This is a genomic window from Natrinema sp. CRL1 (assembly GCF_059162405.1).
Map to the genome: position 1 here is coordinate 312,730 of NZ_JBLVOY010000004.1, position 22,321 is coordinate 335,050.

The 22,321-nt window shown below is 65.8% G+C and carries 26 protein-coding genes; 16 read left to right on the forward strand and 10 right to left on the reverse strand.

The annotated features are described in order from the left end of the window. Window positions 1-34: 34 nt before the first annotated feature. Window positions 35-916, forward strand: a complete 882-nt coding sequence (locus tag ACJYUO_RS15665; protein ID WP_494346276.1) for a hypothetical protein — start codon at window positions 35-37, stop codon at window positions 914-916. A 45-nt stretch (window positions 917-961) separates the two neighbouring features. Here the strand turns inward: ACJYUO_RS15665 and ACJYUO_RS15670 are convergent, their stop codons facing one another. Beyond that, complete coding sequence (locus tag ACJYUO_RS15670) at window positions 962-1,579, reverse strand: IMPACT family protein (RefSeq protein WP_494346277.1); 618 nt, start codon at window positions 1,577-1,579, stop codon at window positions 962-964. A gap of 191 nt (window positions 1,580-1,770) precedes the next feature. Between ACJYUO_RS15670 and ACJYUO_RS15675 the strand changes: the two genes are divergently transcribed. Then, on the forward strand, window positions 1,771-2,181 hold the full coding sequence (locus ACJYUO_RS15675) for a DUF7522 family protein (RefSeq protein WP_006431983.1): 411 nt from the start codon (window positions 1,771-1,773) through the stop codon (window positions 2,179-2,181). Between the two features lie 18 nt (window positions 2,182-2,199). Here ACJYUO_RS15675 and trpY read toward each other — a convergent pair whose 3' ends face one another. Beyond that, a complete protein-coding gene (trpY, locus tag ACJYUO_RS15680) occupies window positions 2,200-2,703 on the reverse strand; it encodes a TrpY family transcription regulator (RefSeq protein ID WP_494346278.1) in 504 nt (167 codons plus the stop codon). Window positions 2,704-2,847: 144 nt separating this feature from the next. On the opposite strand from trpY, the gene ACJYUO_RS15685 reads away from it, so the two are divergent. Beyond that, the gene (locus tag ACJYUO_RS15685; protein ID WP_494346279.1) at window positions 2,848-3,645 is read left to right on the forward strand and encodes a DUF8528 domain-containing protein; all 798 of its coding nucleotides are present in this window, start codon (window positions 2,848-2,850) and stop codon (window positions 3,643-3,645) included. Window positions 3,646-3,743: 98 nt separating this feature from the next. After that, window positions 3,744-4,988, forward strand: coding sequence for a glycosyltransferase family 2 protein (locus ACJYUO_RS15690; RefSeq protein ID WP_494346280.1), 1,245 nt, complete (start codon window positions 3,744-3,746; stop codon window positions 4,986-4,988). On the opposite strand, the gene hisB is transcribed toward ACJYUO_RS15690, so the two are convergent. Then, entirely contained in the window at window positions 4,985-5,572 is a 588-nt protein-coding gene (hisB, locus tag ACJYUO_RS15695) for an imidazoleglycerol-phosphate dehydratase HisB (RefSeq protein ID WP_494346281.1), read from the reverse strand. The two genes, ACJYUO_RS15690 and hisB, sit on opposite strands and share 4 nt — an antisense overlap. A gap of 275 nt (window positions 5,573-5,847) precedes the next feature. On the opposite strand from hisB, the gene ACJYUO_RS15700 reads away from it, so the two are divergent. Further along, window positions 5,848-6,108, forward strand: a complete 261-nt coding sequence (locus ACJYUO_RS15700) for a DUF8028 family protein (protein WP_494346282.1) — start codon at window positions 5,848-5,850, stop codon at window positions 6,106-6,108. 104 nt (window positions 6,109-6,212) lie between these two features. Continuing rightward, entirely contained in the window at window positions 6,213-7,709 is a 1,497-nt protein-coding gene (locus ACJYUO_RS15705) for a TrkH family potassium uptake protein (RefSeq protein WP_494346283.1), read from the forward strand. Between the two features lie 439 nt (window positions 7,710-8,148). Here the strand turns inward: ACJYUO_RS15705 and ACJYUO_RS15710 are convergent, their stop codons facing one another. Together ACJYUO_RS15710 and hisA are read right to left on the reverse strand one after the other, a co-directional pair. Continuing rightward, window positions 8,149-8,322, reverse strand: a complete 174-nt coding sequence (locus ACJYUO_RS15710) for a hypothetical protein (RefSeq protein ID WP_494346284.1) — start codon at window positions 8,320-8,322, stop codon at window positions 8,149-8,151. 53 nt (window positions 8,323-8,375) lie between these two features. Beyond that, a complete protein-coding gene (gene hisA / locus ACJYUO_RS15715) occupies window positions 8,376-9,131 on the reverse strand; it encodes a 1-(5-phosphoribosyl)-5-[(5-phosphoribosylamino)methylideneamino]imidazole-4-carboxamide isomerase (RefSeq protein ID WP_494346285.1) in 756 nt (251 codons plus the stop codon). A 117-nt stretch (window positions 9,132-9,248) separates the two neighbouring features. Here hisA and ACJYUO_RS15720 point away from each other — a divergent pair, with 117 nt between their 5' ends. The 6 genes from ACJYUO_RS15720 to ACJYUO_RS15745 all read left to right on the forward strand — a co-directional run bounded on the left by ACJYUO_RS15720 (window position 9,249) and on the right by ACJYUO_RS15745 (window position 15,726). Beyond that, window positions 9,249-11,105, forward strand: coding sequence for an SLC13 family permease (locus ACJYUO_RS15720; protein ID WP_494346286.1), 1,857 nt, complete (start codon window positions 9,249-9,251; stop codon window positions 11,103-11,105). Window positions 11,106-11,198: 93 nt separating this feature from the next. Beyond that, entirely contained in the window at window positions 11,199-12,383 is a 1,185-nt protein-coding gene (locus ACJYUO_RS15725; RefSeq protein ID WP_494346287.1) for an inorganic phosphate transporter, read from the forward strand. A 331-nt stretch (window positions 12,384-12,714) separates the two neighbouring features. After that, window positions 12,715-13,104 (forward strand): ferredoxin Fer, encoded by a 390-nt coding sequence (fer, locus tag ACJYUO_RS15730; protein ID WP_494346288.1) that lies wholly within the window; start codon window positions 12,715-12,717, stop codon window positions 13,102-13,104. A 607-nt stretch (window positions 13,105-13,711) separates the two neighbouring features. Beyond that, window positions 13,712-14,104: an ArsR/SmtB family transcription factor gene (locus ACJYUO_RS15735; RefSeq protein WP_494346289.1), complete on the forward strand. Its 393-nt coding sequence runs from the start codon at window positions 13,712-13,714 to the stop codon at window positions 14,102-14,104. Continuing rightward, entirely contained in the window at window positions 14,101-15,261 is a 1,161-nt protein-coding gene (arsB, locus tag ACJYUO_RS15740; RefSeq protein WP_494346290.1) for an ACR3 family arsenite efflux transporter, read from the forward strand. The genes ACJYUO_RS15735 and arsB overlap by 4 nt, the downstream gene beginning before the upstream one ends. A gap of 18 nt (window positions 15,262-15,279) precedes the next feature. Then, entirely contained in the window at window positions 15,280-15,726 is a 447-nt protein-coding gene (locus ACJYUO_RS15745; protein ID WP_494346291.1) for a low molecular weight phosphatase family protein, read from the forward strand. Window positions 15,727-15,755: 29 nt separating this feature from the next. Here the strand turns inward: ACJYUO_RS15745 and ACJYUO_RS15750 are convergent, their stop codons facing one another. Further along, complete coding sequence (locus ACJYUO_RS15750; RefSeq protein WP_494346292.1) at window positions 15,756-16,262, reverse strand: HPP family protein; 507 nt, start codon at window positions 16,260-16,262, stop codon at window positions 15,756-15,758. Window positions 16,263-16,531: 269 nt separating this feature from the next. Here ACJYUO_RS15750 and ACJYUO_RS15755 point away from each other — a divergent pair, with 269 nt between their 5' ends. Next, window positions 16,532-17,560, forward strand: a complete 1,029-nt coding sequence (locus ACJYUO_RS15755; RefSeq protein WP_494346293.1) for an A24 family peptidase — start codon at window positions 16,532-16,534, stop codon at window positions 17,558-17,560. 1 nt (window position 17,561) lies between these two features. Here the strand turns inward: ACJYUO_RS15755 and ACJYUO_RS15760 are convergent, their stop codons facing one another. The 3 genes from ACJYUO_RS15760 to ACJYUO_RS15770 all read right to left on the reverse strand — a co-directional run bounded on the left by ACJYUO_RS15760 (window position 17,562) and on the right by ACJYUO_RS15770 (window position 18,658). Next, complete coding sequence (locus ACJYUO_RS15760) at window positions 17,562-17,789, reverse strand: hypothetical protein (RefSeq protein ID WP_494346294.1); 228 nt, start codon at window positions 17,787-17,789, stop codon at window positions 17,562-17,564. Window positions 17,790-17,838: 49 nt separating this feature from the next. After that, a complete protein-coding gene (locus ACJYUO_RS15765; RefSeq protein ID WP_494346295.1) occupies window positions 17,839-18,144 on the reverse strand; it encodes a hypothetical protein in 306 nt (101 codons plus the stop codon). A 94-nt stretch (window positions 18,145-18,238) separates the two neighbouring features. Then, entirely contained in the window at window positions 18,239-18,658 is a 420-nt protein-coding gene (locus tag ACJYUO_RS15770) for an HIT family protein (protein ID WP_494346296.1), read from the reverse strand. A 291-nt stretch (window positions 18,659-18,949) separates the two neighbouring features. Here ACJYUO_RS15770 and ACJYUO_RS15775 point away from each other — a divergent pair, with 291 nt between their 5' ends. The 3 genes from ACJYUO_RS15775 (at window position 18,950) to ACJYUO_RS15785 (ending at window position 21,505) form a co-directional block, all read left to right on the forward strand. Beyond that, the gene (locus ACJYUO_RS15775; RefSeq protein WP_494346297.1) at window positions 18,950-19,936 is read left to right on the forward strand and encodes a CDP-glycerol glycerophosphotransferase family protein; all 987 of its coding nucleotides are present in this window, start codon (window positions 18,950-18,952) and stop codon (window positions 19,934-19,936) included. Further along, window positions 19,924-20,604 carry an NTP transferase domain-containing protein gene (locus ACJYUO_RS15780; RefSeq protein WP_494346298.1) on the forward strand — a complete coding sequence of 227 codons (681 nt, stop codon included), beginning with the start codon at window positions 19,924-19,926 and terminating at the stop codon, window positions 20,602-20,604. Before ACJYUO_RS15775 ends, ACJYUO_RS15780 begins: the two co-directional genes overlap by 13 nt. 196 nt (window positions 20,605-20,800) lie before the next feature. Beyond that, window positions 20,801-21,505 (forward strand): glycerophosphodiester phosphodiesterase, encoded by a 705-nt coding sequence (locus ACJYUO_RS15785; RefSeq protein ID WP_494346299.1) that lies wholly within the window; start codon window positions 20,801-20,803, stop codon window positions 21,503-21,505. A gap of 38 nt (window positions 21,506-21,543) precedes the next feature. Here the strand turns inward: ACJYUO_RS15785 and ACJYUO_RS15790 are convergent, their stop codons facing one another. Continuing rightward, a complete protein-coding gene (locus tag ACJYUO_RS15790) occupies window positions 21,544-22,287 on the reverse strand; it encodes a uracil-DNA glycosylase (protein ID WP_494346300.1) in 744 nt (247 codons plus the stop codon). Window positions 22,288-22,321 lie beyond the last annotated feature (34 nt).

A 22,321-nucleotide genomic window follows, 5' to 3' on the forward strand; every position in this document is an offset into this window, starting at 1 on the left:
TACAATTTTAACACGAGCGGTCGAACGCCCATTCGTGCCCGACCGGAAGTCGACCGTCTCGAGCGACACCGCTGGCAGCACCGCCGACCGACCGGACGTAGCGTTGCAACTCGCGTTCGGCGGGTACGTCGGGGCCCTCCTCGCCGGCGTCGCGGCGGTCGCCGCTGTGCTCGCTACCACCTCGTCGATGCTCGTACTCGGCGCGGCCGTTGCCGGGATCTCGAGCGGCTGTCTCGTCGCGATCGCGCTCGCGAGACACATCCGCGGACTCGCGGGCCGGATCGGTCGAACCCGCCGCCGTCGGGCGGCGGTCGTCGCACTCGCCGTCCCGTTCGGAGCGGTGACCGCTGCATCGGTGTTCGGAACCCTCGAGTCGCGACTCGCGCCCGCTGCGCTCCTTTCGGCGGTCGCCGTCGCCATCACCGGCTCGTTGCTGGGCTGGATCGCACAGACCCGGTACGTCGACGCGGTCACGGGCGACGACCCCGCGGCCGCGTGGTCGTGGACGCCGCCGAGCAACCCGATACTGGATGTCGTCGTGCTCGCGCTGTGGCTCCTGTTGGGCGGGACGAACGCCGCCGCGGGCGACTGGCTGCGGTCAATCGTGTGGTTCGGACTGGCGATATTCTGGGTCTGTGGCGGCCTCGCCGAGGGCCGATGGCGCGTGGGATCGCTCGGCGACGCGCCCGAAGTCCGGGTGTACGAGGCCGGGCTCGTCAAACGACGGCCGTACACGCGCTCGCTCGTCCCGTGGACGGACATCTCGCACGTGCGACTGCGCGAGGACGAACTCGTGGTGGCTCGCAGCTTCTTCGACGTTCGCTTCGACCGCGACGAACTCGCGGACCTCGAGGCGCTGCAGACCGAAATCGAGCGCCACCTGCCGGATGACGCGCCTGCGGTTTCCGCACAGTAGCTGTCCGTTGCCGGCCAATACCGTGTCTCTGCCGTTGGCCGACGATCACTCGAGGTCGGCCCGGTCGCTCGTCGCGCTCCGAATCCGGTCCCGGAGCGCCCCGCTGTCGGCGAGTGGCACGCGCACGTCGAAGCTGACCGCGGCCGCGTAGTCGGCCTCGAACTCGTAGCCCTCGCTTTCTAGAATCGACCGCACGGTCCCCGAGTCGTCGTATTCGACGGTGATCTGCAGTTGTTCGTGGGGTTGTTCCTCGACGACGCCGGCTTGCTCGACAGCCTCTTTCACTGCACGGGAGTACGCCCGAACGAGGCCGCCGACGCCGAGGTTCGTCCCGCCGTAGTAACGGGTCACGACGACCGCGCAATTCTCGAGGTCTTGCTGAGTCAGGACGTTCAGCGCCGGCTTGCCGGCCGACCCGGAGGGCTCGCCGTCGTCGCTCGAGTACTCCCGGAGGAAGTGGCCCTCGGTCCCGTCGTCGCCGGTCCGCACGCGGTAAGCGGAGACGTTGTGGGTGGCGTCGGCGTACTCCTCGCGGACGGTTTCGACGAACGACTCGGCGGCGGCGACGGATTCGACGGGTCGGACGTGGCCGAGGAACTCGGACCCCTGGACGACGAACTCGGCGGTGGCGGACTCCGCGACGGTTCGGTACGCGTCGCTCACACCCGCTCACGCTCCGCGTCTCGTCGGCCACATTGCCGGTCTCGGTGCTCGAGGCTGGCCATAGCGATGGTCGGTGCTACCCCGGCCGGCGAAAAGAGCCCATCGGTCCCCGCGGTTTGATGGGTAGATGCGGTTGCAGGGAGTTCGCCCGGACCCGTACGCTATTAGTTCTCTATGCGTTATGTGCACACATGGACGGCGAGACCATCGACGCCGAACTGGCGGACGAACTCCGTAGCGTCTGCCGGACGACGGTCGGGGACGAACTGCGCAGTATCACCTACTTCACCGAGGCCGACATCGAGCAATTGTATCTGCGGTCGGATCTGGAGCAGACCGCCGACCTCATCGGCTTCGCCGAACACGAGCGGCTTGGCTTTCGCTCCCAGTCGGCCTACCGGAACACGCAACTCGGCGAGTATCAGGCGACGATCCGGATGTTCGAGAACGGCTACCTGTCGCGGGTCATCCGCGGGCCACACGGCGTCTGGGTGACCACCGACGAGATGTCGATGGAGCGATTCGAGGAACTCACGAGCGCCCTCGAGTCGGTCCTCGACGACTTCGCGGACACCGTCGACGTCGACGCGGGCGAGGACTGACCCTGACCTGAACGCCGGTCACTGGATTTCGATCTTCCGGACGAACGCGAGGTCGCGGATTGCGGTAATCGTCTCGCCGGGGAGTTCCTCGTCGGTGATCAGGTAGAGTCGGGGCTCGTCCGTGAACTCGGGATCCTCGCTGATCGTCTGGCGAATCGAGATGCCGTGATCGGCGAGCGTCCCGGTGACCTGCGCGACGATCCCCTCCTGCTCGGCGTTGTTCACTTCGATCGAGAGCACCGTTAGATCCAACACTGGCGCTAAATCCATCAGGCTCGGCACCTGCGAGATGTTCTGGAAGATGCGGCGCAGTTCGTCGTCCTCGAGGATGACGTCGGTCGTGGAGTCGACGACCCGTCGGTCGACGCCGATTTCGCGGGCGATTCCCGTGTTCGGAATCTCGATCCCGCCGGAGACGACCCGCCCGTCGTCGTTGACGGAGAAGCCCCGCTCGAGCAGCAGCCGGATCACCGCCTGCTGGCTCGGTGACCCCTCGAATTTCTCCATGATCTCGTCGAACATTCGTTGCCGAGTGTACGGCCGCTCCGATATAATGTCCGGTGATCGGTCTCGAGCGCCGATCCAGTCGATCACACGCGGCTGCGGATGCTGTCCCAAACGCCGTCTGACGGATGCTTTTTTACTGTCCCCGTGAGAGCCGACACTATGCGCGAACTCCGGAGCTGTGACTTCTGTGACGCCGAGGCCGTCGGCGCGTTCGAGATCGTCCCGCCCGAACTCGAGCCGACCGAGGCCGAACAGCGCCGCGTCGTCCCCTGTGCCGACTGCAAAGACCGACTCGAGACGCTGCTCGAACCCCTGCTCGCCCGCGCCGGGGCCGAGAGTGGGGGCGGGACCGAAACCGGTCCCGCCGACGACGGGACCGACGGCTCGGGGTCCGTCGTCGCCACCGCCGACGAATCGACCGAGAAACGCCCGCGATCGACCAGCCCGAACGCGACCGTCTCGGACTCTCCTGTGGCGTCCGACGATTCGAAGCCATCCGAGTCCGCTGACGAGGCCGACTCCGATCCCGACTCGGGGTCGACCGCTGAAGCGGGACTCGAGGACGGCATCACTTTCGAACGCGACGAGCGAGCGGTTGACACCGCTGGGTCGGCGGCCGAAGGCGGCGACGAACCGGCAGACGGAACGTCGAACGGAGAGACTGGGACGGGAGAGACGTCGAACGCAGCGGCCCCATCCGATGCCGGCGACAATGCCGACGATGCCGATCGGTCGACGGCCGACGCCGAGCCGACTGGCTCGAGCACGCCGCCGATGGCGTACAACAAGGTCATTCGCCTCCTCCGCAACCGCGAGTTCCCGATGAAACGGACTGCGGTCGAAGAACTGGCCGCGGGTGCCTACGACCTCGAGAGCCACGAAGTCGGGGCCATCGTCGACTACGCCGTCGAGGACGGCGAATTCGTCGAGAAACGGGGGATGCTTCGCCGGCCGTAGGTCGCGGTCGATTTTGACGATCGGCGCGACCGACCATTCACGTCTCGTCCGTCTCCGAGAGCGAAACGTATTCCTCAGTCGTCAGTCATTCACCGTGAGTGTTCGAAGCAGCGTCATTCGGTGCGGGGGTGGCGGCGGTTCTGTCCGCGCTGTTCGGATTGGTGCTCGTCCTCTACGGCGCGTCGGCGCTGTGGTGGCTGCTCGAGGTGCTCGTCCTGTCTCGGGGCTGGCGGACCGAGGGGGACGACTTCGAGTGGGGGCTCGAGGACCTGCAAGTCCGAATCCTCACGGTCGACGCCGACCGCGTCGTACAGGGGACCGTCGACACGGTTCCCGACGCAGTCGATGACGTCCGCGTGATCGCCGAACGCCCCATGGAAATCGACGGGGCGACGGTCCACGTCGTCCCCGACGAGTTCGAGTGTACGGCGACGAACAAGGGACGCGCGCTCGAGTGGGCGAGTCGAACGCTCGCCTGCGACGAGGAGTACGTCTGTTATCTGGACGAGGACACGCTGGTGACCGACTTTACCGGCCTCCCTGACGCCGATGTCGTCCAGTTTACCGAGCGGCCGATCTACACTGGCTCGTGGCTCGCCTACTGTTGTGAGGTGTTTCGCATCGGTTACCAGTTCGAACAGTACGCCTTCCACCGGCTTCGCTACCCGCTGTACACGTGGGGCGGCGGCGTCGCCGTCCGCAGCGACCTCGAGGAACGGGTGGGCTGGGACGTCGAGACGATCACGGAGGATACGAACTTCGTCTGGCGGGCGGCTCGAGACCGCGGACTCACGTTCCGGCTCGTCGACGCCAGATTCCGGAATCAGGCACCGCCGTCGCTGCGCGCGATGTTCCGGCAGCGACGCCGCTGGATCTCCGGCTCGCTTCGCGACGACGCAATTTTGCCGTGGCGCTACCGCCCGCTGTACGCGACCAGACTGCTTTCATGGGCGTGTTCGCCGCTCGTCCCGGTCGCGCTCCTCGCGGCTGCCGTCGCGCCCGCCGCGCTCCCCGTCCCGCGGATCGGCTCGTTTTCGGTGCTGCTCGGACTGGTGCTCGTCGCCTACACCTGCTGCGGGCTCTGGGGGTATCGTGCGCGGCCGCTCCTCTGGCCGCTCGCCCTCCTCGCGACGCCGCTTACGGCCGCACTCCACGCCGTCGGCGCTATCTGGGGCGTCTGCTCGCCGGTCTCTGAGTTCGAGGTCACGGAAAAGGTCGATCCCGCGCGAATCGAAGCGGCCAATCCGGGGCTCGAGGACGGCGATATCGCGGCCCACGACGGCACCGGGCGGCTGACGCGGGACGATCCAACCAGCTATCGGTGGCCAGTCGTCGACGATTAAAGGGTCCCTTTCGTGCTGGGAGTTCCGTCCCGCCGCTCGTCGATCCGCGTCGCATCGTCGAGACTCCGCGCGAGGGCCTTGAACAGCGCCTCGACCTCGTGGTGGGCGTTTTCGCCATCGACAGTCAGATGCAGCGTCAGCCCGGCGTTCATCGCGAGCGATTCCCCGAAGTGACGCGCCATGTCGCTGGTGAAATCACCGATTTCCGCCTGCGAGAAGTCACCGTCGAAGTAAAAGCGCGGCCGCCCGCTCACATCGACGACCGCGCCCGCGACGGCCTCGTCCAGCGGTACCCGCCGGTCCGCGTACCGGACGATCTCCGAGCGATCGCCCAGCGCCTCGTCGATCGCCTCGCCGAGGACGATCGCGACGTCTTCGACCGTGTGATGGTCGTCGATCTCGAGGTCGCCGTCGCAGTCGACCTCGAGGTCGAACAGGCCGTGCTTGGCGAACGACGTCAGCATGTGATCGAAGAAGCCGACCCCGGTGTCGACCGCAGCCGCGCCGCTTCCGTCGATCTCGAGGTCGCACTCGATCGCTGTCTCGGCCGTCTCGCGCGTGATCGTCGCCGTTCGCTCGCTCATGCTGGATCCATACCGTCCCCAGTACAAGGGGATTCCGCTCGTCGCCGGCAGCCGGTCGTCGGTCGGGGCAGCTGACCGAACTCCGTCAAGCGTATCTTCTATTCTGAAAAACCGCTCAAAAAGAGTTATAAAAAGTCTAATCGATTCTGCGAACGTTTGAAAATGTGATTTCGATCTCACTAACGAGGTGAAACGGACCGAAACCACGCCAATCTTCGGCCGATTATATGATGGGTTGGGTGAATGTCGTAGATGAGACGAGGTGTCCCGATCCCATGTCCAACCCCTCCCCCGTTTCGAACGAGTCGATCGCTCCGTCGAGCCCTGAGACGGAGCCCCAGCGCACCCACCGTGTCGTCCGCTCGATCAAAGGCCCCGCGCAGTTCCTGTCGTTCTGGGTCGCCATCGCCCTGCCCTTCGTCCACCTCCCCCTCCTCGCACAGGGACTCGGCGATCCGACCGTCACGCTGACCTTCGGCGTCCTGTTGCTGGCCAACGTCTTCGCCCTCTACGCCGGCCACGGCTACGATCGCTGAGGTCGCTGTGTCGGATTTGACTTCCTCCCCGGGTTCGACTGCTCCGTTCGTCCTGGTTTCTTCCGAACTGTTATACCCTCCCATTGTACACGTTCAGACAGTCGATGACGATTCGTGTCGATTGGCGCTCGAGCTGTAGCCTCACTGGGACGGTCCTGAAGTGGCTCGCCGTTCCACTGGGTGGGCCGCTCGCCCTTGCGGTCGTCGACGGCGACGATCCGGTCCCGTTTTTCCTCACCATCGCCGTCACGGTCGTCCTCGGGACCGCCCTTGAGCGACTGACCGCCGACCGCGAGATTCAACAACGGGAGGCGTTCCTGATGGTCGCCCTGACGTGGCTCGGGGTCGCGCTGGTCGGCGCGATCCCGTTTCTCGTCGCGGGCAACGGCGTGCTCGCACATCCCGTCAACGCCGTCTTCGAGAGCACCAGCGGCGTGACGACGACGGGCGCGACCGTCATTGAGAACTTCGACGCGCACTCGCGGGCGATCATGCTCTGGCGGGCGCTCCTCCAGTGGCTCGGCGGCCTCGGGATCCTGATCGTCGCCATCGGCCTGTTTTCACACCTGCTCGTCGGCGGTGCCCAGCTGATGGAGACCGAATCGCAGACACAGAACGTCCACAAGCTCCGCCCCCATCTCGACGAGACTGCACGCCTCATCTGGGGGTTGTACATCGGTCTGACGGTCCTCACGACGCTCGCGCTCTTCGCGCTCTCCCTCGTCGGTCTCGCGCCGGAGATGGACCTGTACAATGCCATCGCGCACGCGCTTACCAGCGTCTCCACCGCCGGATTTTCGCCCCAACCCGACAGCATCGGCGCGTTCTCCGCGTCGGTCCAGTGGACGCTGATCCCAGTCATGTTCTTCGGCGCGACCAACTTCGTGCTCCTCTATGCTGTGACACAGGGCGATATCCGCCGACCGCTCGAGTCCGACGAATTTCGATTCTACACCGGTCTCCTCGCGTCGATTACGGCGATCGTCGTCGCCATGCTCGTCCTCGACCCCGATCTCGCGATGGGGCTCGAGCCGACGATCCGTCACGGCCTGTTCAACGTGGTCTCGATGCTGACGACGACGGGCTACGCCTCGATCAACTTCGATCTCTGGTCGCCCGGCGCAAAGCACATGCTGTTCCTCTGTATGTTCACCGGCGGGATGGCCGGGTCGACGACGTGTTCGATCAAGTCGCTGCGCTGGCTGGTCGTTCTGAAGGCGTTCCGCCGGAACCTGTTTACCGCCGTTCACCCGAACGCCGTGCGGCCGCTTCGGCTCGACGACTCGGTGGTCGACGAGGAGACGATCGGTGACGTCTTCACCTACGTCACGCTCGCGCTGGTGATCTTCTTCCTGCTGACCGTCGTCATCGTCGTCGACGCCGCCCGCGTCGGGAGCCCGGTCGACGAGTTCGACGCCCTCGGCGCGGCCGCCTCGATCTTCCTCAACATCGGCCCCGCGTTCGGCGTCGCCGGCCCGTTCGACAACTATCTGGCCTTTTCGCCGCTGACCCGTACGATTATGATCGTCATGATGTGGATCGGTCGCATCGAGATCATCCCCGTTCTCGTGTTGTTGACGCCGGAGTTCTGGCGGTCCTAAATTTTGCTCTGTCGTTCGAGAGAGCGAAGCTCTCTCGTGACTGAGCGAATCTTCGATTCGCGATGTCCGCGAACGCGAAGCGTTCGCTTGATGACGAAAGGCGCGAAGCGCCTTTCGAACCACGGGCCGCCGAAGGCGGCCCTCGGCAAAATTTAGTATAAAAGCACTCCCCTCCGTTTCGGCTCGCAGAGCGAGCCTCCACATCGGTCGTCGGCCCGCTCGCTCACTCCGTTCGCTCGCGGTCAGAACTGGGCGCAGCCTGCCCTCCCCCGCTGAGCGGACGCTTGCGTCCGCGAGGTCGTCGGCGCTTCGCGCCGACTGCTCGAGGGACCAAAGGTCCCTTGCAGTTCGGAAGAGCTTGCTCTTCCGTAGAGTCGCACGGCTCTCGCACTGCTCGAGCCGTGCTCCCGGCCACCGAAAATAGCCTGCTCTCGGTTGCTTACGCCGTCTCGGACAGCGCATCGTCGTTCGAGCCGCCGTCGGGAAGCACGAAGAGTACGATTGCGAGCCCGAGAACTGCGACGAGCGGCCCGACGAAGATCATCGCCGGTAGCAGAGCGAACACGGCGGCCATCCGGATGTGGTCGGACCAGTGGGCGTCCGCGTCAGCCATCGGGAGACGATTCGTCGTCCGTCGCCTTCAATCTCCTTCGTCGCTCGAGCCGGCTACTCGTCCACGTCGACCGCAGCCTGCGCCTCCGCGAGCGTGAAATTGCCCTCGTACAGCGCGCTGCCGACGACGACCGCCGCCGCGCCGGCCGCCTCGAGGTCGCGCACGTCTTCGAGCGTCGCCACCCCGCCGCTGGCGATCACGGGGATGTCCGTCGCCGCGACCAGTTCGCGGACGGGGTCGGTCGCGACGCCCTCGAGTCGGCCCTCGACATCGACGTTGGTAAAGAGAATCGCGGTGGCCCCTAGTTCCGCGTACCGCTCGGCGGCCTCGACCGGTGAGATGCCAGCGCCTTCGGTCCAGCCCTCGACGACGACCTCGCCGTCTTTCGCGTCGAGGCTGACGACCACGCTGTCGGGATGTGTCTCGCTGATTTCCGCGACGATTTCGGGGTTCTCGACGGCTGCCGTGCCGAGGATGACGCGGTCGACGCCGCGCTCGAGCAGGTCGATCGCGCCCTCGGCCGTGCGGATTCCGCCGCCGAGTTGCGTCGGTGCGTCGACGGCGTCGATCACCGCTTCGATCGCGGCTGCGTTTCGTCGCTCGCCCTCGAACGCGCCGTCGAGGTCGACGAGGTGGAGCGTTTCGGCACCGGCGTCGAGCCACCGCCGGGCGGCCTCGACGGGATCGCCGTAGCTCTTCTCCGTCCCGCGTTCTCCCTGCACGAGTTGGACGACCTCGCCGTCCTGCACGTCGACCGCCGGAATCACCTCGAAGCTCTCGAACTCGCCGCTTGCGTCGTCGCAGGTCATACCCGTGTCCGCGAGACCAACGCGAGTAAAGGCGACGGTTTCGCCGACCGACATCGCCGCGACACTGTCCCCGATCTCAACAGAATTGTTACACGTGTGGTCGGTGTGAGTCGTCCCATGGCGCTGTCGGCGTGCGATTTCCTCGCGCAAGCGACTGTGTCCCAGCCCGACGTGACGACCGACATGCTCGTCGTCTTCGGCGTCGTCGCCCTTGCGCTCGTCCTCTTTCTCACCGAGCGCCTGCCGATCGACGTGACCGCGATCCTGTTGATCGTGATCCTCGTAGTTCTCGAGCCCTGGACCGGCGTCGATCCCGAGACCGGCATCTCGGGGTTCGCGAACGAGGCGACGATCACCGTGCTGGCGATGTTAATCCTGAGCGGCGGGATCAGCCGGACGGGGATCGTCCAACAGCTCGGGCATCGAATGGCGGAATTTGCGGGCGACAGCCTTCGAAAACAGCTGTTTGCGACCGTTGCCGCGACTAGTCCCGTCTCCGGATTCCTGAACAACACGCCGGTCGTCGCGCTCTTGGTTCCGGTCGTCACCGACGTCGCGAACAGGGGGAACACGTCGCCGTCGAAACTGCTGATCCCGCTTTCCTACGCCTCGCAGATGGGCGGCATGCTCACGCTCGTCGGCACCTCGACGAATATCCTCGCGAGCGACGTCAGCGCTCGCCTCGGCTCCCAGTACCCCGAACTCCACCGGTTCTCGATGTTCGAGTTCACGCAGTTGGGCGCCCTCGTCGTCATCGTCGGCTCGCTCTACCTGATCTTCGTCGGCCACTACCTCCTGCCCGAGCGGGTCCCGCCGCGGGCCGACTACCTCGAGTCCTACGCGGTCGGCGACTACGTGGCCGACGTGGCGGTCGTCCCCGGCTCCCCGCTGGTCGGTGAGACGGTCCGCGACGCGACCGAGACGCTCGGCCCCGACGTCGACGTGGTGCAGGTGGTCCGCGACGGGGAGCGGTCGGTCGCCCCGCGACAGGCGACCGCGCTCCGGGAGGGCGACGTACTCGTCGTCCGGACCGACCGGGACGCGATCGCGACTCTCGAGGACGCCGAGGGGGTCGAACCCGTCGGCCGACCGGAGGAAACGGCTGCTCTCTCGGCGGCGGGCGGCGTGCTCACGGAACTGGTCGTCTCGCTCGACTCCCGGCTCGTGGGCGAGCGCCTCGATCTTGAGGCGTTCCGCGAGGAGTATGACGCCGCCGTCCTCGGACTACGGAGCCACGGCGAACTCGTGGGCGAGCGCATCGTCGGACGACGGCTCGATGTCGGCGACACGCTGCTCGTGCAGGCCCCGCAGAACACGCTCGACCGCCTCGCCCGGCGAGACGACGTGATCGTCGCCCGCGAACCGCCCCGCACCGACTATCGGACCGAGAAGGCACCGATCGCCGTCGCCATCATGGGCGGCGTCGTCGCCGTCGCGGCCCTCGAGATCTACCCGATTCTCATCACCGCGCTCGCCGGTGTCGTCGCGATGGTCGTCACGGGCGTCCTCGAGCCGAACGAACTCTACGACGCCGTCGAGTGGGACATCATCTTCCTGCTCGCGGGGGTGATCCCGCTTGGGTTCGCCCTCGAGGGGTCGGGCGCGGCCGGCTACCTCGCGTGGCTGGTCGTCCAGTCGGCGGGGTTCCTGCCGCCGATCGCGGTGCTGTGGCTGTTCTACATCCTGACCGGGCTGCTCACGGAGGTCATCAGCAACAACGCGAGCGTCGTGTTGCTCATTCCGGTCGCGGCGGCCGCGGCGGCGGGCATCGGCGCGAACCCGTTCGCGTTCGTGTTGGCAGTGACCTTCGCCGCGAGCACCGCCTTTCTGGGCCCGATCGGCTACCAGACGAACCTGTTCGTCTATGGCCCCGGCGGCTACCGCTTCGGCGACTACGCGCGGATCGGCGCGCCGCTGCAGATCCTGCTCTCGATCGTGACCGTCCTCGGCATCGCGTTCTTTTGGGGGGTCTGAGCCCCTACCCGTTCCCCGCGATCGCTCCCTGTTCGTTTCACGAGCGGGAACGAATAGGCGCGTTTTTACTATCGGATCGCGTGACTTCCGAACGTGAACGCGGAACCGCTACTTATCGTCGGGATCCTCACTGCGATTTTCGTCGGGTACAACATCGGCGGCTCGACGACCGGTCCCGCGTTCGGGCCGGCCGTCGGCGCGAACGTGATCACGAAGGTGATGGCCGCCGGGCTGATGTCGATTTTCTTCTTCATCGGGGCCTACACCATCGGCCCGCAGGTCGTCACCACGCTCGGCGAGGAACTCGTTACTGACACTTCTATCTTCACGCTGCGCTCGAACGTCGCCGTCCTCTTTTTCATCGGTGGCGCGCTGTTTATCGGCAACTACGCCGGCGTCCCCGCGTCGACATCGATGACCGCAGTCGGTGCGATCGCCGCGCTGGGGATGGCGACCGGCGAACTCAACTGGGACGAGCTCGGACAGATCGCCGTGTGGTGGGTCGTCGCGCCGATCATCGGGTTCTGGGTGGCCGGCGTGGTCGGCCGGTACTTCTATCCGCAGATCAACGCGTGGGTCGCAATCGAAGAGAAACAGGGAGGACGCCCGATGGTTTCGGTCGACCGGTCCGGGCTCGTCCCGCGACTCCAGTTCGGCGTCGACGCCGACCGCCGGGAGATCACGGGGGCGCTGACCGTCGTCGGGATCGGCTGTCTGATGGGCTTCGCCTCGGGGACGAGCAATATCGCCAACGCGATCGCGCCGATCTACGGCACCGGCGACGTCGATATGATCCCGCTGATCCTGATCGGGTCGGCGGCGGTCGCGGTCGGCTGCTTTACGATCGCCCGCCGCACCCTCGACACGCTCGGCAACGACATCACGAACCTCCCGCTGACCGCGGCGATCGTCGTCGCCGTCATCAGCTCCGGGATCGTCATCGGCCTCTCGTCGATCGGGATCCCCGCGAGTTTCGTCGTCATCGCGACGATGAGCATCGTCGGACTGGGCTGGGGGCGAGCCACCCGGACGACGACGCTGTCCGACGCCGCCCGCGGCGAGGAAACCCGCGTTTCCGTCGGCGCGTTGACCGCCGAAGAGGAGGGCGAACGCTCCCCCGAAATCGGTGAGGAAGACGTCGAGGATATCCCGAAGGCCTCGGATCTGTTCGACCCCTCGACGACGGCCCGCGTGATCCTCATGCAAAACGTCGTGCCGGCCATCTCGACGATCGGGGCCTATCTCACCTTCCGGTTCGTCCCGATCTTCGGATTCTGATCGGAGCACGGCACTCGACCGTCTCAGATTGCCGGTTCGTCGGTTCACCGACCGTCCCTCGCGGGCCGGTTCGCACGCGGCGAGGACACGCTCGAGCCCACGACGAACGTCCTGTCACAGGAGACACCCGCCGAGACCGCCGATTCCGGTTTCGGCAACAAACGCGACGCTCCGTCGAACAGGTTCGGACGTTTCTTTTCCCTCTCCCGTTCGATCCCCGTTCTTGTCACGAATCGCCGCGTCCTTTCCTTCGAATTGGCCAATTCCGGGTCAAAGACAATTTAGGACTGAACAGCAAGCTATACCAGTGCGGCCCTCGAATCGCCGAGTGATGCCCACGGTAGAATACCTCAACTACGAAGTACTGGACGACCAGGGCTGGGACATGGACGACGACGACCTCTTCGAGGAGGCCGCAGACGCTGGCCTCGACGAGGAGGACTACGGCTCTCTCGACGTCGCCGAGGGCGAGTACATCCTCGAGGCGGCCGAGGCGCAAGGCTACGATTGGCCGTTCTCGTGTCGCGCCGGTGCCTGTGCGAACTGTGCAGCGATCGTCTTCGAGGGCGAGATCGACATGGACATGCAGCAGATCCTCTCGGACGAGGAGGTCGAAGAGAAAAACGTCCGCCTGACCTGCATCGGATCGGCCGAGACCGACGAGGTCAAGATCGTCTACAACGCAAAGCACCTCGACTACCTGCAGAACCGCGTCATTTAAACTGACACCGGCACTGCGGTGTGCCGTTGCCGGCGATCCCGGCTTCGGGATCGCGTTTTCACGTCCGTTACTGACGTGTCCGCGATTGCTGTCGCCTCGAGGCTGATCGAACGTCGACGGGACTCGAGAGCGACCGCCCCATTTCGATCGCAGCAAACGGGTCGAACACAGCGGCCCGGGTTCGTGATCGCGACGACGGCATCGACCGTTCGGAGCAGATCGGAGACGCCGGCAGGTGTTCTTGTGACAACCCAGTAACCGGTTTCCCGGTCCATCGAACGCATCCTAACCGCTGTCAGTCTCGCTGTTTCTGAACCGATTCGCCCGTCGAGTGCTTCGTATAGTAGCCACTGACAGTCAGTGCACACCTGATCGCACGACCCCGTCGCGATCAGTATGTAAATCGTTTCAGTGGCTAGTATAGTTCAGGGTGAGAACCCAGCGGATCGCGTGGTCGGTTTGTCTACTACTCAGTTGTGTATCTACTCAACTGATACCGACCGGCTATCTTCCAACTAATCCTTGGAGCTCACCTGTTTGCCAATATAATCTCAAAACCACTGTCGGACCGAAGCTATTAATTGAACTACTGCTCAACTCACTGCTGATGGCACAAGCCACGGACCGATTACAACGCTATCTCGAGGACGAACTCGAGGCGTGTCGCGAGGAGGACGTCGAACGGCGGCTGGGTGAACTCGAGACGCTCGAGACAGCGATCGGCGCGGAGCGGGTCGAGACGGAACTCGACGTGCTCTCGGCGCTGGCAAACGAGACGCGGTACACGCTCGTCCGGGTTCTCGTCGCGGCCGAGGCGGAGCTCTGTGTCTGCGAGCTCCAGGCGGTCGTCGACGTGACCGAGAGCGGGCTCAGTCACGCGCTCTCCCAACTCGTCGACGCCGGGCTCGTCGACGGCCGGAAGGACGGCCGCTGGAAGAAGTATCGAGCGACCAACCGCGCCGTCGCCCTCGTGACCGTCCTCGAGGGGAGCGTCTCGTGAGTACCCCGACTCACGAGCACGGGCCGGACTGCGGCTGCGAGAGCTGCGGTGACCCGAGCTCGATGGATTTTCTGGACAAGTATCTCACCGTGTGGATCTTCGCGGCGATGGCCGTCGGCGTCGGCCTCGGGCAGGTTGCCCCGTCGGTGACGGGGCCGATCCGAGACCTCCACCTCGTGGAGATCGGGCTCGTGGCGATGATGTACCCGCCGCTGGCGAAGGCCGACTACTCGCGGCTCCCGACGGTGTTCAGCAACTGGCGCGTACTTGGCCTGAGCCTCGTCCAGAACTGGCTCATCGGGCCGACGCTAATGTTCGGACTGGCGGTATTCTTCTTCAGCGGGCTTGTGCCCGGCCTGCCCGCCCGGCCGGAGTACTTCCTTGGACTCGTCTTCATCGGGATGGCCCGGTGTATCGCCATGGTGCTGGTCTGGAACGAACTCGCGGAGGGCTCGACCGAGTACGTGACCGGTCTCGTGGCCTTTAACAGTCTCTTCCAGATCGTCACCTACGGGGTGTACGTCTGGTTCTTCGCACTCGTCTTGCCGCCGCTGCTTGGTATGGACGCCCTCGCGGCCGAGATCACGACGTTCAACGTCTCGCCCGAGCAGGTGTTCTGGGCGATCGTCGTCTTCCTCGGGATCCCCTTCGCCGGGGGAATCCTCACCCGGTACGTCGGGACTCGATCGAAGAGCGAAGAGTGGTACGACGAGGAGTTCATTCCGACGATCGACCCGCTCACGCTGGTCGCCCTGCTGTTCACCATCGTCGTGATGTTCGCCACGCAGGGCGAGAACATCGTCGCCGCGCCGGGCGACGTTCTCCTGATTGCCGTGCCGCTGACGATCTACTTCGTCGTGATGTTCTTCGTCAGCTTCGGCATGGGTCGGGGCATCGGTGCCGACTACTCCACGACGACCGCGATCGGCTTCACCGCGGCCTCGAACAACTTCGAACTCGCGATCGCCGTCGCCGTCGCCGTCTTCGGCGTCGGCTCTGGCGTCGCCTTCGCGACCGTCGTCGGCCCGCTCATCGAGGTTCCCGTGTTGCTCGCACTGGTCAACGTCGCGCTGTACTTCCAGCGCCGCTTCGACTGGGGCGGGTTCGATACCGGCAGCCTCGAGCAGGCGACAGCCGAATCACCGACCGACGACTAACCCATACTGCCCACGATCATGCCAATAGAACCCACTGCAGACGACCCGATTCGTATCGCCTTCATGTGCGTCCAAAACGCCGGCCGTTCCCAGATGTCGACGGCTTTCGCCGAGCGCGAACGCGACCGGCGGGGCCTCGAGGACCGCGTCGAACTCCTCACCGGCGGGACCCACCCCGCAGACCGCGTCCACGAAGAAGTGACCGAGGTGATGGACGAGGCGGGATTCGATCTCGCCGATCGAACGCCGCGAGAGATTTCGCTCGCGGACCTCCGCTCGTGTGATGTCGTCGCGACGATGGGCTGTTCGACCCTCGACGTCGGCGAGGTCGGCGAGGACGTCGATATCCGCGACTGGGCGCTCGAGGATCCCGACGGGAGCGACCTCGAGGATGTCCGCGAGACCCGCGATGAGATCGAGCGGCGGGTCGTCGCGCTGTTCGACGAGTTCAGCGATCCCGCGTAACTCGGACCGCTCGTTCCCCGTTTTTCGGTTCAGATCGGCACGTACTCGCCGACCGAGCGGTCGTGCGTGACGAGTTCGTGGACGGCGACGAGGACGACGACGGCGACGACGATCAGCGCGCCGTCGGCGATCGAGGGAAGCAAGCCGAGTGAGACGATCAGCGTCGTTGCGCAGGCGGGCGGATGGACCGTCTCGGTCGCGAGCATGCCACCGGTGGTGAGGACGACGGCGACCACGCCGCTGGCGACGAACCGGAGCTGTGCGGTGGCAAGCATCGGCGTGGCCGCGGTCACGCTCACGCCCAGTTCGGGTGCGATCGCGTGGTAGGCGACCAGCCCGGCCGCGACGCCAATGACGTGACCCCCGATCACCCGTCGGGGAGCGGTCACCTCCCCCTCTCGAACCGTCGCGAGCAGGAAAGCGGAAGGGCCGAGACTCGGGAAAATAAACGGCTGCCCGGTCACCCACGCCAGCAGTCCCGGGACAGCGAGCAAAACGCCGACGTACAGGGTCGAGAACGCCGCACCCTCCCTCATTACCGTCGCCTTGGCGGGACGGCTTGATATGCCGTTCGTTGTCACGCTTGTCACTGATTCGAGCGATTAACCGCCCGAAATCAGCCGGTTCCAGTCACAATCGGTCGCCCCGTTCACTTTTCGGCGGTCTCCCCGTGACACGCCGGTACTCCCGCGAGTTGGGGAGGCCGTACTCGAGTTCGCGACCGAGCTGAAGCCGAAGCGACCGAGCGCCGCCGACTCGGCGGGAGGCCGAAAACGTAACGGCACCGCGCTTCGGAGGAACGGTCGTGACGATCGCTGGTGCCGTCGCGACGGGTCCGGACCTCCTTCGACTCGTCGCCGTGCCCGTCTTCGCGTTGGTCGCCTACCGCGACATCGAGACACGGCGCGTCTCGAGTACCGTCTGGATCCCTCTCGCGCTTCTCGGAGCGGTTTTGCTCTGTTGGGACGCCCGGTTAGCCTGGGCCGCCGGCGGGAACGCGTGGACTTACGAGTTCCTGATTCCGACGGCGATCAGCCTCGGGCTGGTCGTCCCCATCGCCTACCTGTTCTGGTGGTTCGGCGGCTTCGGCGGGGCCGACGCGAAGGCGCTGCTCGTCCTCGCCGTGCTCTTTCCGACCTTCCCCGAGTACGCGCTCGGATCGTGGACGTTCCCGGTCGCCGGGGCGACGAACGTCGGGACGTTCTCGTTTACCATCCTGACGAACGCCGTCCTCGTGGGCGTCGCCTTGCCGCTCGCCCTCGCCGTCCGCAACGCCGCCGCGGGCCGGATCGCGCCCGTCATGTTCGTCGGCTGGCCTGTCTCCTGGGAGCGGATTCCGGAGGCCCACGGCCGCCTGCTCTCGACGCCGACGGGGCTCTCCCGCGCCGGTCTCGACCTCGACGCACTTCGGATGTACCTGCGCTGGCGTGGCCTCTCGCTGGCCGAGTTACGGAACGCGCCCGAGCGCTACCGGAATCCGGAGACGCTGCCCGCCGAGCCGAACCCGCCGACCGACGGCGCGGTGACTGCAGACGTACAAACTCGCAGCGATGGCGGCACGCTCGAGTCGGCTGCCGACGGTGCGACTCCCGCGACGGAGTCGGAATCGGAAACCGCCGACTACGACGACCCGTGGGGTGCAGATGCGTTCCTCGCGGACATCGACGGCTCGGCCTACGGCACGCCCCCCGAGACGCTTCGCGAGGGCCTCGAGGTGCTCGCCGACGAAGAGACGGTCTGGATCTCGCCGGGAACGCCGTTTCTCGTCCCGGTGTTCGTCGGACTGGTGATCGCGCTGATCTACGGCGATCTGCTGTTGGGAACGGTGTTCTGAATTACAGCGTCCGCTCGTACAGCGGCACGACGACGGTCCAGAAGAGCACGAACGCGACGCCGACCCCGATCAGTGCCAGCCACGGGTCCCCCCTGCCGGTCGGCGCGCCACTCGAGAGGAGGACGAACGTCCCGGCGAACAGCAGACAACAGACGAGGACGCTGCCGACCTCGAGGACGGTCGCGACGGGGTGGGCCCGAAACTGGGCGAGGATACCGGCGATGGCCATACGCGAGCCTCGTTCGGCGGTGGGAAAAACGTCACGGCAATTTGTGGCGTCAGTCCACGACGTACGACTGGTGGTCGCCGCGGGTCCGCGTGTCCACGAACTGGTGGCGCGTTCCGCCATCGAGATCGCCCGCGAACGACGGATTCTCGCCGCCGTTTCCGTACACCTCGTTGGCCCCGCGAAGATCGTGGCAGAGGAGCAATTCCCTGACCTCCCCCGGAACCGACTCGCCCTCCTCGAGGTCGAGGATCTGGTGTTGATCGGTGAAACTCTTCGCGAGGAAGGCGTCGTCGACGGCGTCGTATCCGCGGAGTCTCGTCACGAGGTCCTCGAGGGCCGATTCTCGATCGGTCATGTCCCCCCGATCACGGCGGCAGCGCAAGGATCTCGCTGCGAACATCTTCGGCAGTATCGACCGTTGATCGACCTCGTCTCAGGTTGCCGGGTACTCAGACTCGAGACTCGATGTCGCCGGCGATGTCGTCGAGTTCGTCGTCGGCGAGGTCGGGGCGGTCGCCCGCGACGGCGTGGATGGGACCGCCACCGTCGCCCTCGAAGCGGGGGACGATGTGACAGTGGACGTGTGGAACCTCCTGTCCGGCCTCCTCGCCGTTGTTGAACGCGACGGTGGTCGCGTCGGCGTCGACTGCCTCCTCGACGGCGGGGACCATGCGATGAATCGTCGCGTAGAGGTCCGTCGCGACGTCGTCGGGGACGTCGTTCAGCCGCTCGTACTCCTCTTTCGGGATCACCAGCGTGTGGCCCGGCGCGAGCGGGTTAGCGTCCAGAAAGGCGACCGTCGTCTCGTCTTCGTACACGATTCGCGCGGGGATCTCTCCCTCCACGATCTGGCTGAAGATCGTACTCATGCTCGAGTGTGTGTCGGCCCGCTGTAAGAAGCTTACTCGCCGCGTCGACTCGCTATCGGGTTCCGAACGAGACGCCAAGTATGGCCCTTGTCCCCTCGTAGACGTTCACCGGACGTGGAACTACCAGCACACGCGTAACGCCATCGGGCTGAAACGTAGTGTAAACGTTATCCGAGGCGCTCGCGTAAGTGTCGCTGTCATTCTGCCCGCTCGGTGAGACGGCACGCCGATGAGAACGAGTTTCGTCGACGGGCAGCAGCGCACAGCGACACGCTCTTCGGAGGTCTCAGGATGGTAGCAGTACTGTACGCGATCGAGCGACCGTTCATGCGAAAGACGTTCGAGGCGATCGACCGTCACGTGACTCTCGAGTCCGCGTTCATCCCGGTTCGAGCGGACGCGCGGGGCTGTAGCGACAGCATCGACGAGATCGAGGTCCGCGATCCCGCGGCGGTCGACGACAACGTTCGGACGATAGACCCCGGCGTCGTCGTCTACAACCATCGGTTCGGTATCGATCGGTTCGAGTTCTACGAGGACTACCCGCTGGTTCACGTCCGCCACGGCGCGTCGATCGGTCGCGGCGAGATCGAGGTCACGACGGAGACGATCCTCGACCACGTCGCCGCCGCGCTCGCGCCCGGCGAGCGCTGGGCGCGGGCGTACCGTGCCGCTGCACCGCCGGACGTGCGGGTCGCCGTCGTCGGGATCCCGGAAGCCGACGTGCTGGTCGATTCGCCGCCGCCTCGCGAACGACGGGTGCTGTACGCGCCGACCAACTATCTGGTCGGCCGGGGCGCGTACGCGAACACCGCTCGCTCGGTCATCGAGTGTTTCGCCGGCACGGAGTACGAACTGCTCTTTCGACCCCATCCGACGGACAGGCGCGAGGGACCGGGACTGTCCGTCACCCGCGAGTGCAGAGAACGGATCGCCGAGGTTCCGAATGTTCTCTTTGACACGACCGCGACGCCCATCGAGAGCATGCGTCGATCGGATCTGCTCGTCTCGGATTACTCCGGCTCGATCGCCGAGTGGCTCCACACCGGCCGGCCGCTCGTCCAACTGACCGACATCGACGCACCGGACCGCGACGTGCCACGGATCGGCGTCACGAGGGATGCGATCGACGTGGAACTCGTCGACGACCTGTACCGGAACGGCGAACCGACGGCCGTACAGCGCCGCCGAGCGTCGTGGCTCGAGACCCTTGGCATTCCGATGGACGGACGTGCCGGCGAACGCGCTGCCAGCGAGGTCTGCCGATGCGTGGCGTGATCCTCGCAGCGGGTCGTGGCCGGCGGATGGGGCGCTACACCGACGACGTCCCGAAGGCCTTCCTCGAGTTCGACGGCCGAACGCTGTACGACCGACAGCGTGCCCTGCTCGAGCCACACGTCGACGGGACGAGCGTCGTACTGGGGTATCGCCACGAGACCGTCCTCGACAGGTTCGATCCGGACGATCCGCTCGTCCTGACGGAGTGGGACCAATACGAGAACGCCGCGTCGTTGCTGCTGGCGCTCGAACGCATCGACGACGACCTACTCGTCTTGAACGGCGACGTGCTCGTCGACGAGCGGGAACTCGAACGGCTGACTGGGACGTTCGGCGTCCTCGCCGGTGCTCTCAACCTCGTCGGCTGCATTCCGGGGATACAGGACTCGGAGACGGCGATTCGCTGGGACGACTCGGGACGGGTGAGTGAGTACGGGCTTATCGAGGGGCACCAACACGCCGGCGTCGGCATCGTGAGCCGCGACCATCGGGACGCAGCGAGTCGGATACTGCGAGCGCGACTCGACGACTGGTATCCTTGCGTGTACCCCCGAACGCCGACCCGGCCGCTGTTGCTACCGTCCCACCGACACGTCGAGATCAATCGGCCGGCGGACCTCGAGTTGGCTCGAGCGTGGCTCGCGTCCGAACAGATTCGGTGTAAGTAACCGCCGAGTGTGGGGAATAGCCGACCGGACGGCGACTGCGGTCGATGCCGTCGCGCTCCGCGGTCCGGACGACACCTCCGGCCGTCGATGTTCGCCGTCGACACGATGGTCGGTTTTCACGACTTTCAGCAAAATTAAACGGATCAGGAATTGAAACCGGAATGTTGATAGCTATCGGCTGGTGGGGTCCCGGTAGATGGAAATCATCGGCCATCGCGGCTGTGCGGATCAGTTTCCGGAGAATACCCTCCTCGCCGTCCGTGAAACCGCCCGTCGGCTCCCCGCGGTCGAGATCGACGTGCGGCGGTGCGGATCGGGCGAACTGGTCGTGTTTCACGACGACACCCTCGAGCGCGTCACCGGCGCGGACGGGCGCGTCTCGGAGACGCCGTGGGACGATCTTCGCGAACTGACCGTTTTCGACTCCGGCGAACAGATCCCTCGTCTCGAGACGGTGCTGCGGGCCGTCCCCGACGAGACGACCGTCCAGATCGAACTCAAAGAGACCGGCATCGCCGCGGACGTGTTGCAATTCGCGATGGCGACCGGTACCGACGCTCGCATCACGTCGTTCCGGCCCGAGGCGCTCGCGGAGATCGAGGCGGCCCCGCTGACGGTTCCGAACGGTCTCCTCTTCGGCGAAAAACCCGACGCGAACCTCTCGCGGGCCGTCGACGACCTTGCGTGTACGCATGTCTTCCCCCACTACGATCTCTGTGTCGAGACCGACGTCGTCTCCGCGGCTCGCGACCACGGCCTCGGCGTCATCGCCTGGAAGTCGGCGCGAACGGCCGAGGATGTCCGCACGCTCTACGAGGCCGGCGTCGACGGCGTCACCGCAGACCGGTGGGATATCCTGCCGCCCGCGCTCGAGGCGACCGCCAACCGTCGGCGATCGTAGCGAACCGGCGCGAGTGGACGGGTCGACTGGACCGACCGCTACGTATCCTCCCGTCCCCGCTCGGCGAGCGCGTCGAGCCTCTCTTCGATCGCCTCGCGGTACTCCGCCCGCTCGTACCCCAGCCGGCCGATCCAGACGTCTTGATACGACGGATGCAGAATCGGCACGAGGTGTACGTCGAGCCGTTCACACCACACCGGCTCGAGCACGCTGTCGAGAAAGCCCTCGAGGTCCCGACCTTCGGCCGCTAACACCGTCGTCGTCGCGTGCTTTCCCGTCGCGAGCACGACCGTCGGATCGACCGTCTCGAGTTCGGTCAGCAGGTGGGGACGACAGTTCGTCCGCTCCTCGGCGGTGGGTTCGCGGTTCGTGGCGTGGTCATCGGCGCTCCCGGTTTCACCGCTCGCTGTCGAGGAGCGTGACTCCTCGCTCGCGGGAAAGCATTTCACCGCGTTGGTGTAGTAGGCGTCGTCGCCGTAGCCGACCCGTTCGATCATCCGACGGATGCGCCGGCCGGAGTGGCGTGAGGTGTAGGCCTTGCCGGTCCAGTTGCCGCCCCGCCACGGGTCCGCCTCGGGGTCGCCGTAGCCGGGGGCTTCGCCGACGACCACGACGCTGGCCTCGAGATCGCCGGTCCCCCACGAGATGCACTCGCGGCTCTCCGCGAGAGCGGGACAGCGTGCACAATCGGGCTCGAGGACGTTGCGATCGGTCGGGTAGGGCGGCTCTCCGGACGCGGCCGAATCGGCTGTGGTATTGGAGTCGGTGTCGGGCGCGGGCACACACGGGGATACGTCTGCGACGAGTTATGTGAGT

Excerpts from the sequence above, each read along its gene's own strand:
- ACJYUO_RS15675 (WP_006431983.1), top strand. The coding sequence starts at position 1,771 with ATGGACGGCGAGACCATCGACGCCGAACTGGCGGACGAACTCCGTAGC.
- trpY (WP_494346278.1), bottom strand. The coding sequence starts at position 2,703 with ATGTTCGACGAGATCATGGAGAAATTCGAGGGGTCACCGAGCCAGCAG.
- ACJYUO_RS15685 (WP_494346279.1), top strand. The coding sequence starts at position 2,848 with ATGCGCGAACTCCGGAGCTGTGACTTCTGTGACGCCGAGGCCGTCGGC.
- hisB (WP_494346281.1), bottom strand. The coding sequence starts at position 5,572 with ATGAGCGAGCGAACGGCGACGATCACGCGCGAGACGGCCGAGACAGCG.
- ACJYUO_RS15700 (WP_494346282.1), top strand. The coding sequence starts at position 5,848 with ATGTCCAACCCCTCCCCCGTTTCGAACGAGTCGATCGCTCCGTCGAGC.
- ACJYUO_RS15705 (WP_494346283.1), top strand. The coding sequence starts at position 6,213 with ATGACGATTCGTGTCGATTGGCGCTCGAGCTGTAGCCTCACTGGGACG.
- ACJYUO_RS15710 (WP_494346284.1), bottom strand. The coding sequence starts at position 8,322 with ATGGCTGACGCGGACGCCCACTGGTCCGACCACATCCGGATGGCCGCC.
- hisA (WP_494346285.1), bottom strand. The coding sequence starts at position 9,131 with ATGACCTGCGACGACGCAAGCGGCGAGTTCGAGAGCTTCGAGGTGATT.
- ACJYUO_RS15720 (WP_494346286.1), top strand. The coding sequence starts at position 9,249 with ATGGCGCTGTCGGCGTGCGATTTCCTCGCGCAAGCGACTGTGTCCCAG.
- fer (WP_494346288.1), top strand. The coding sequence starts at position 12,715 with ATGCCCACGGTAGAATACCTCAACTACGAAGTACTGGACGACCAGGGC.
- ACJYUO_RS15735 (WP_494346289.1), top strand. The coding sequence starts at position 13,712 with ATGGCACAAGCCACGGACCGATTACAACGCTATCTCGAGGACGAACTC.
- ACJYUO_RS15745 (WP_494346291.1), top strand. The coding sequence starts at position 15,280 with ATGCCAATAGAACCCACTGCAGACGACCCGATTCGTATCGCCTTCATG.
- ACJYUO_RS15750 (WP_494346292.1), bottom strand. The coding sequence starts at position 16,262 with ATGAGGGAGGGTGCGGCGTTCTCGACCCTGTACGTCGGCGTTTTGCTC.
- ACJYUO_RS15760 (WP_494346294.1), bottom strand. The coding sequence starts at position 17,789 with ATGGCCATCGCCGGTATCCTCGCCCAGTTTCGGGCCCACCCCGTCGCG.
- ACJYUO_RS15765 (WP_494346295.1), bottom strand. The coding sequence starts at position 18,144 with ATGACCGATCGAGAATCGGCCCTCGAGGACCTCGTGACGAGACTCCGC.
- ACJYUO_RS15770 (WP_494346296.1), bottom strand. The coding sequence starts at position 18,658 with ATGAGTACGATCTTCAGCCAGATCGTGGAGGGAGAGATCCCCGCGCGA.
- ACJYUO_RS15775 (WP_494346297.1), top strand. The coding sequence starts at position 18,950 with ATGGTAGCAGTACTGTACGCGATCGAGCGACCGTTCATGCGAAAGACG.
- ACJYUO_RS15780 (WP_494346298.1), top strand. The coding sequence starts at position 19,924 with ATGCGTGGCGTGATCCTCGCAGCGGGTCGTGGCCGGCGGATGGGGCGC.
- ACJYUO_RS15785 (WP_494346299.1), top strand. The coding sequence starts at position 20,801 with ATGGAAATCATCGGCCATCGCGGCTGTGCGGATCAGTTTCCGGAGAAT.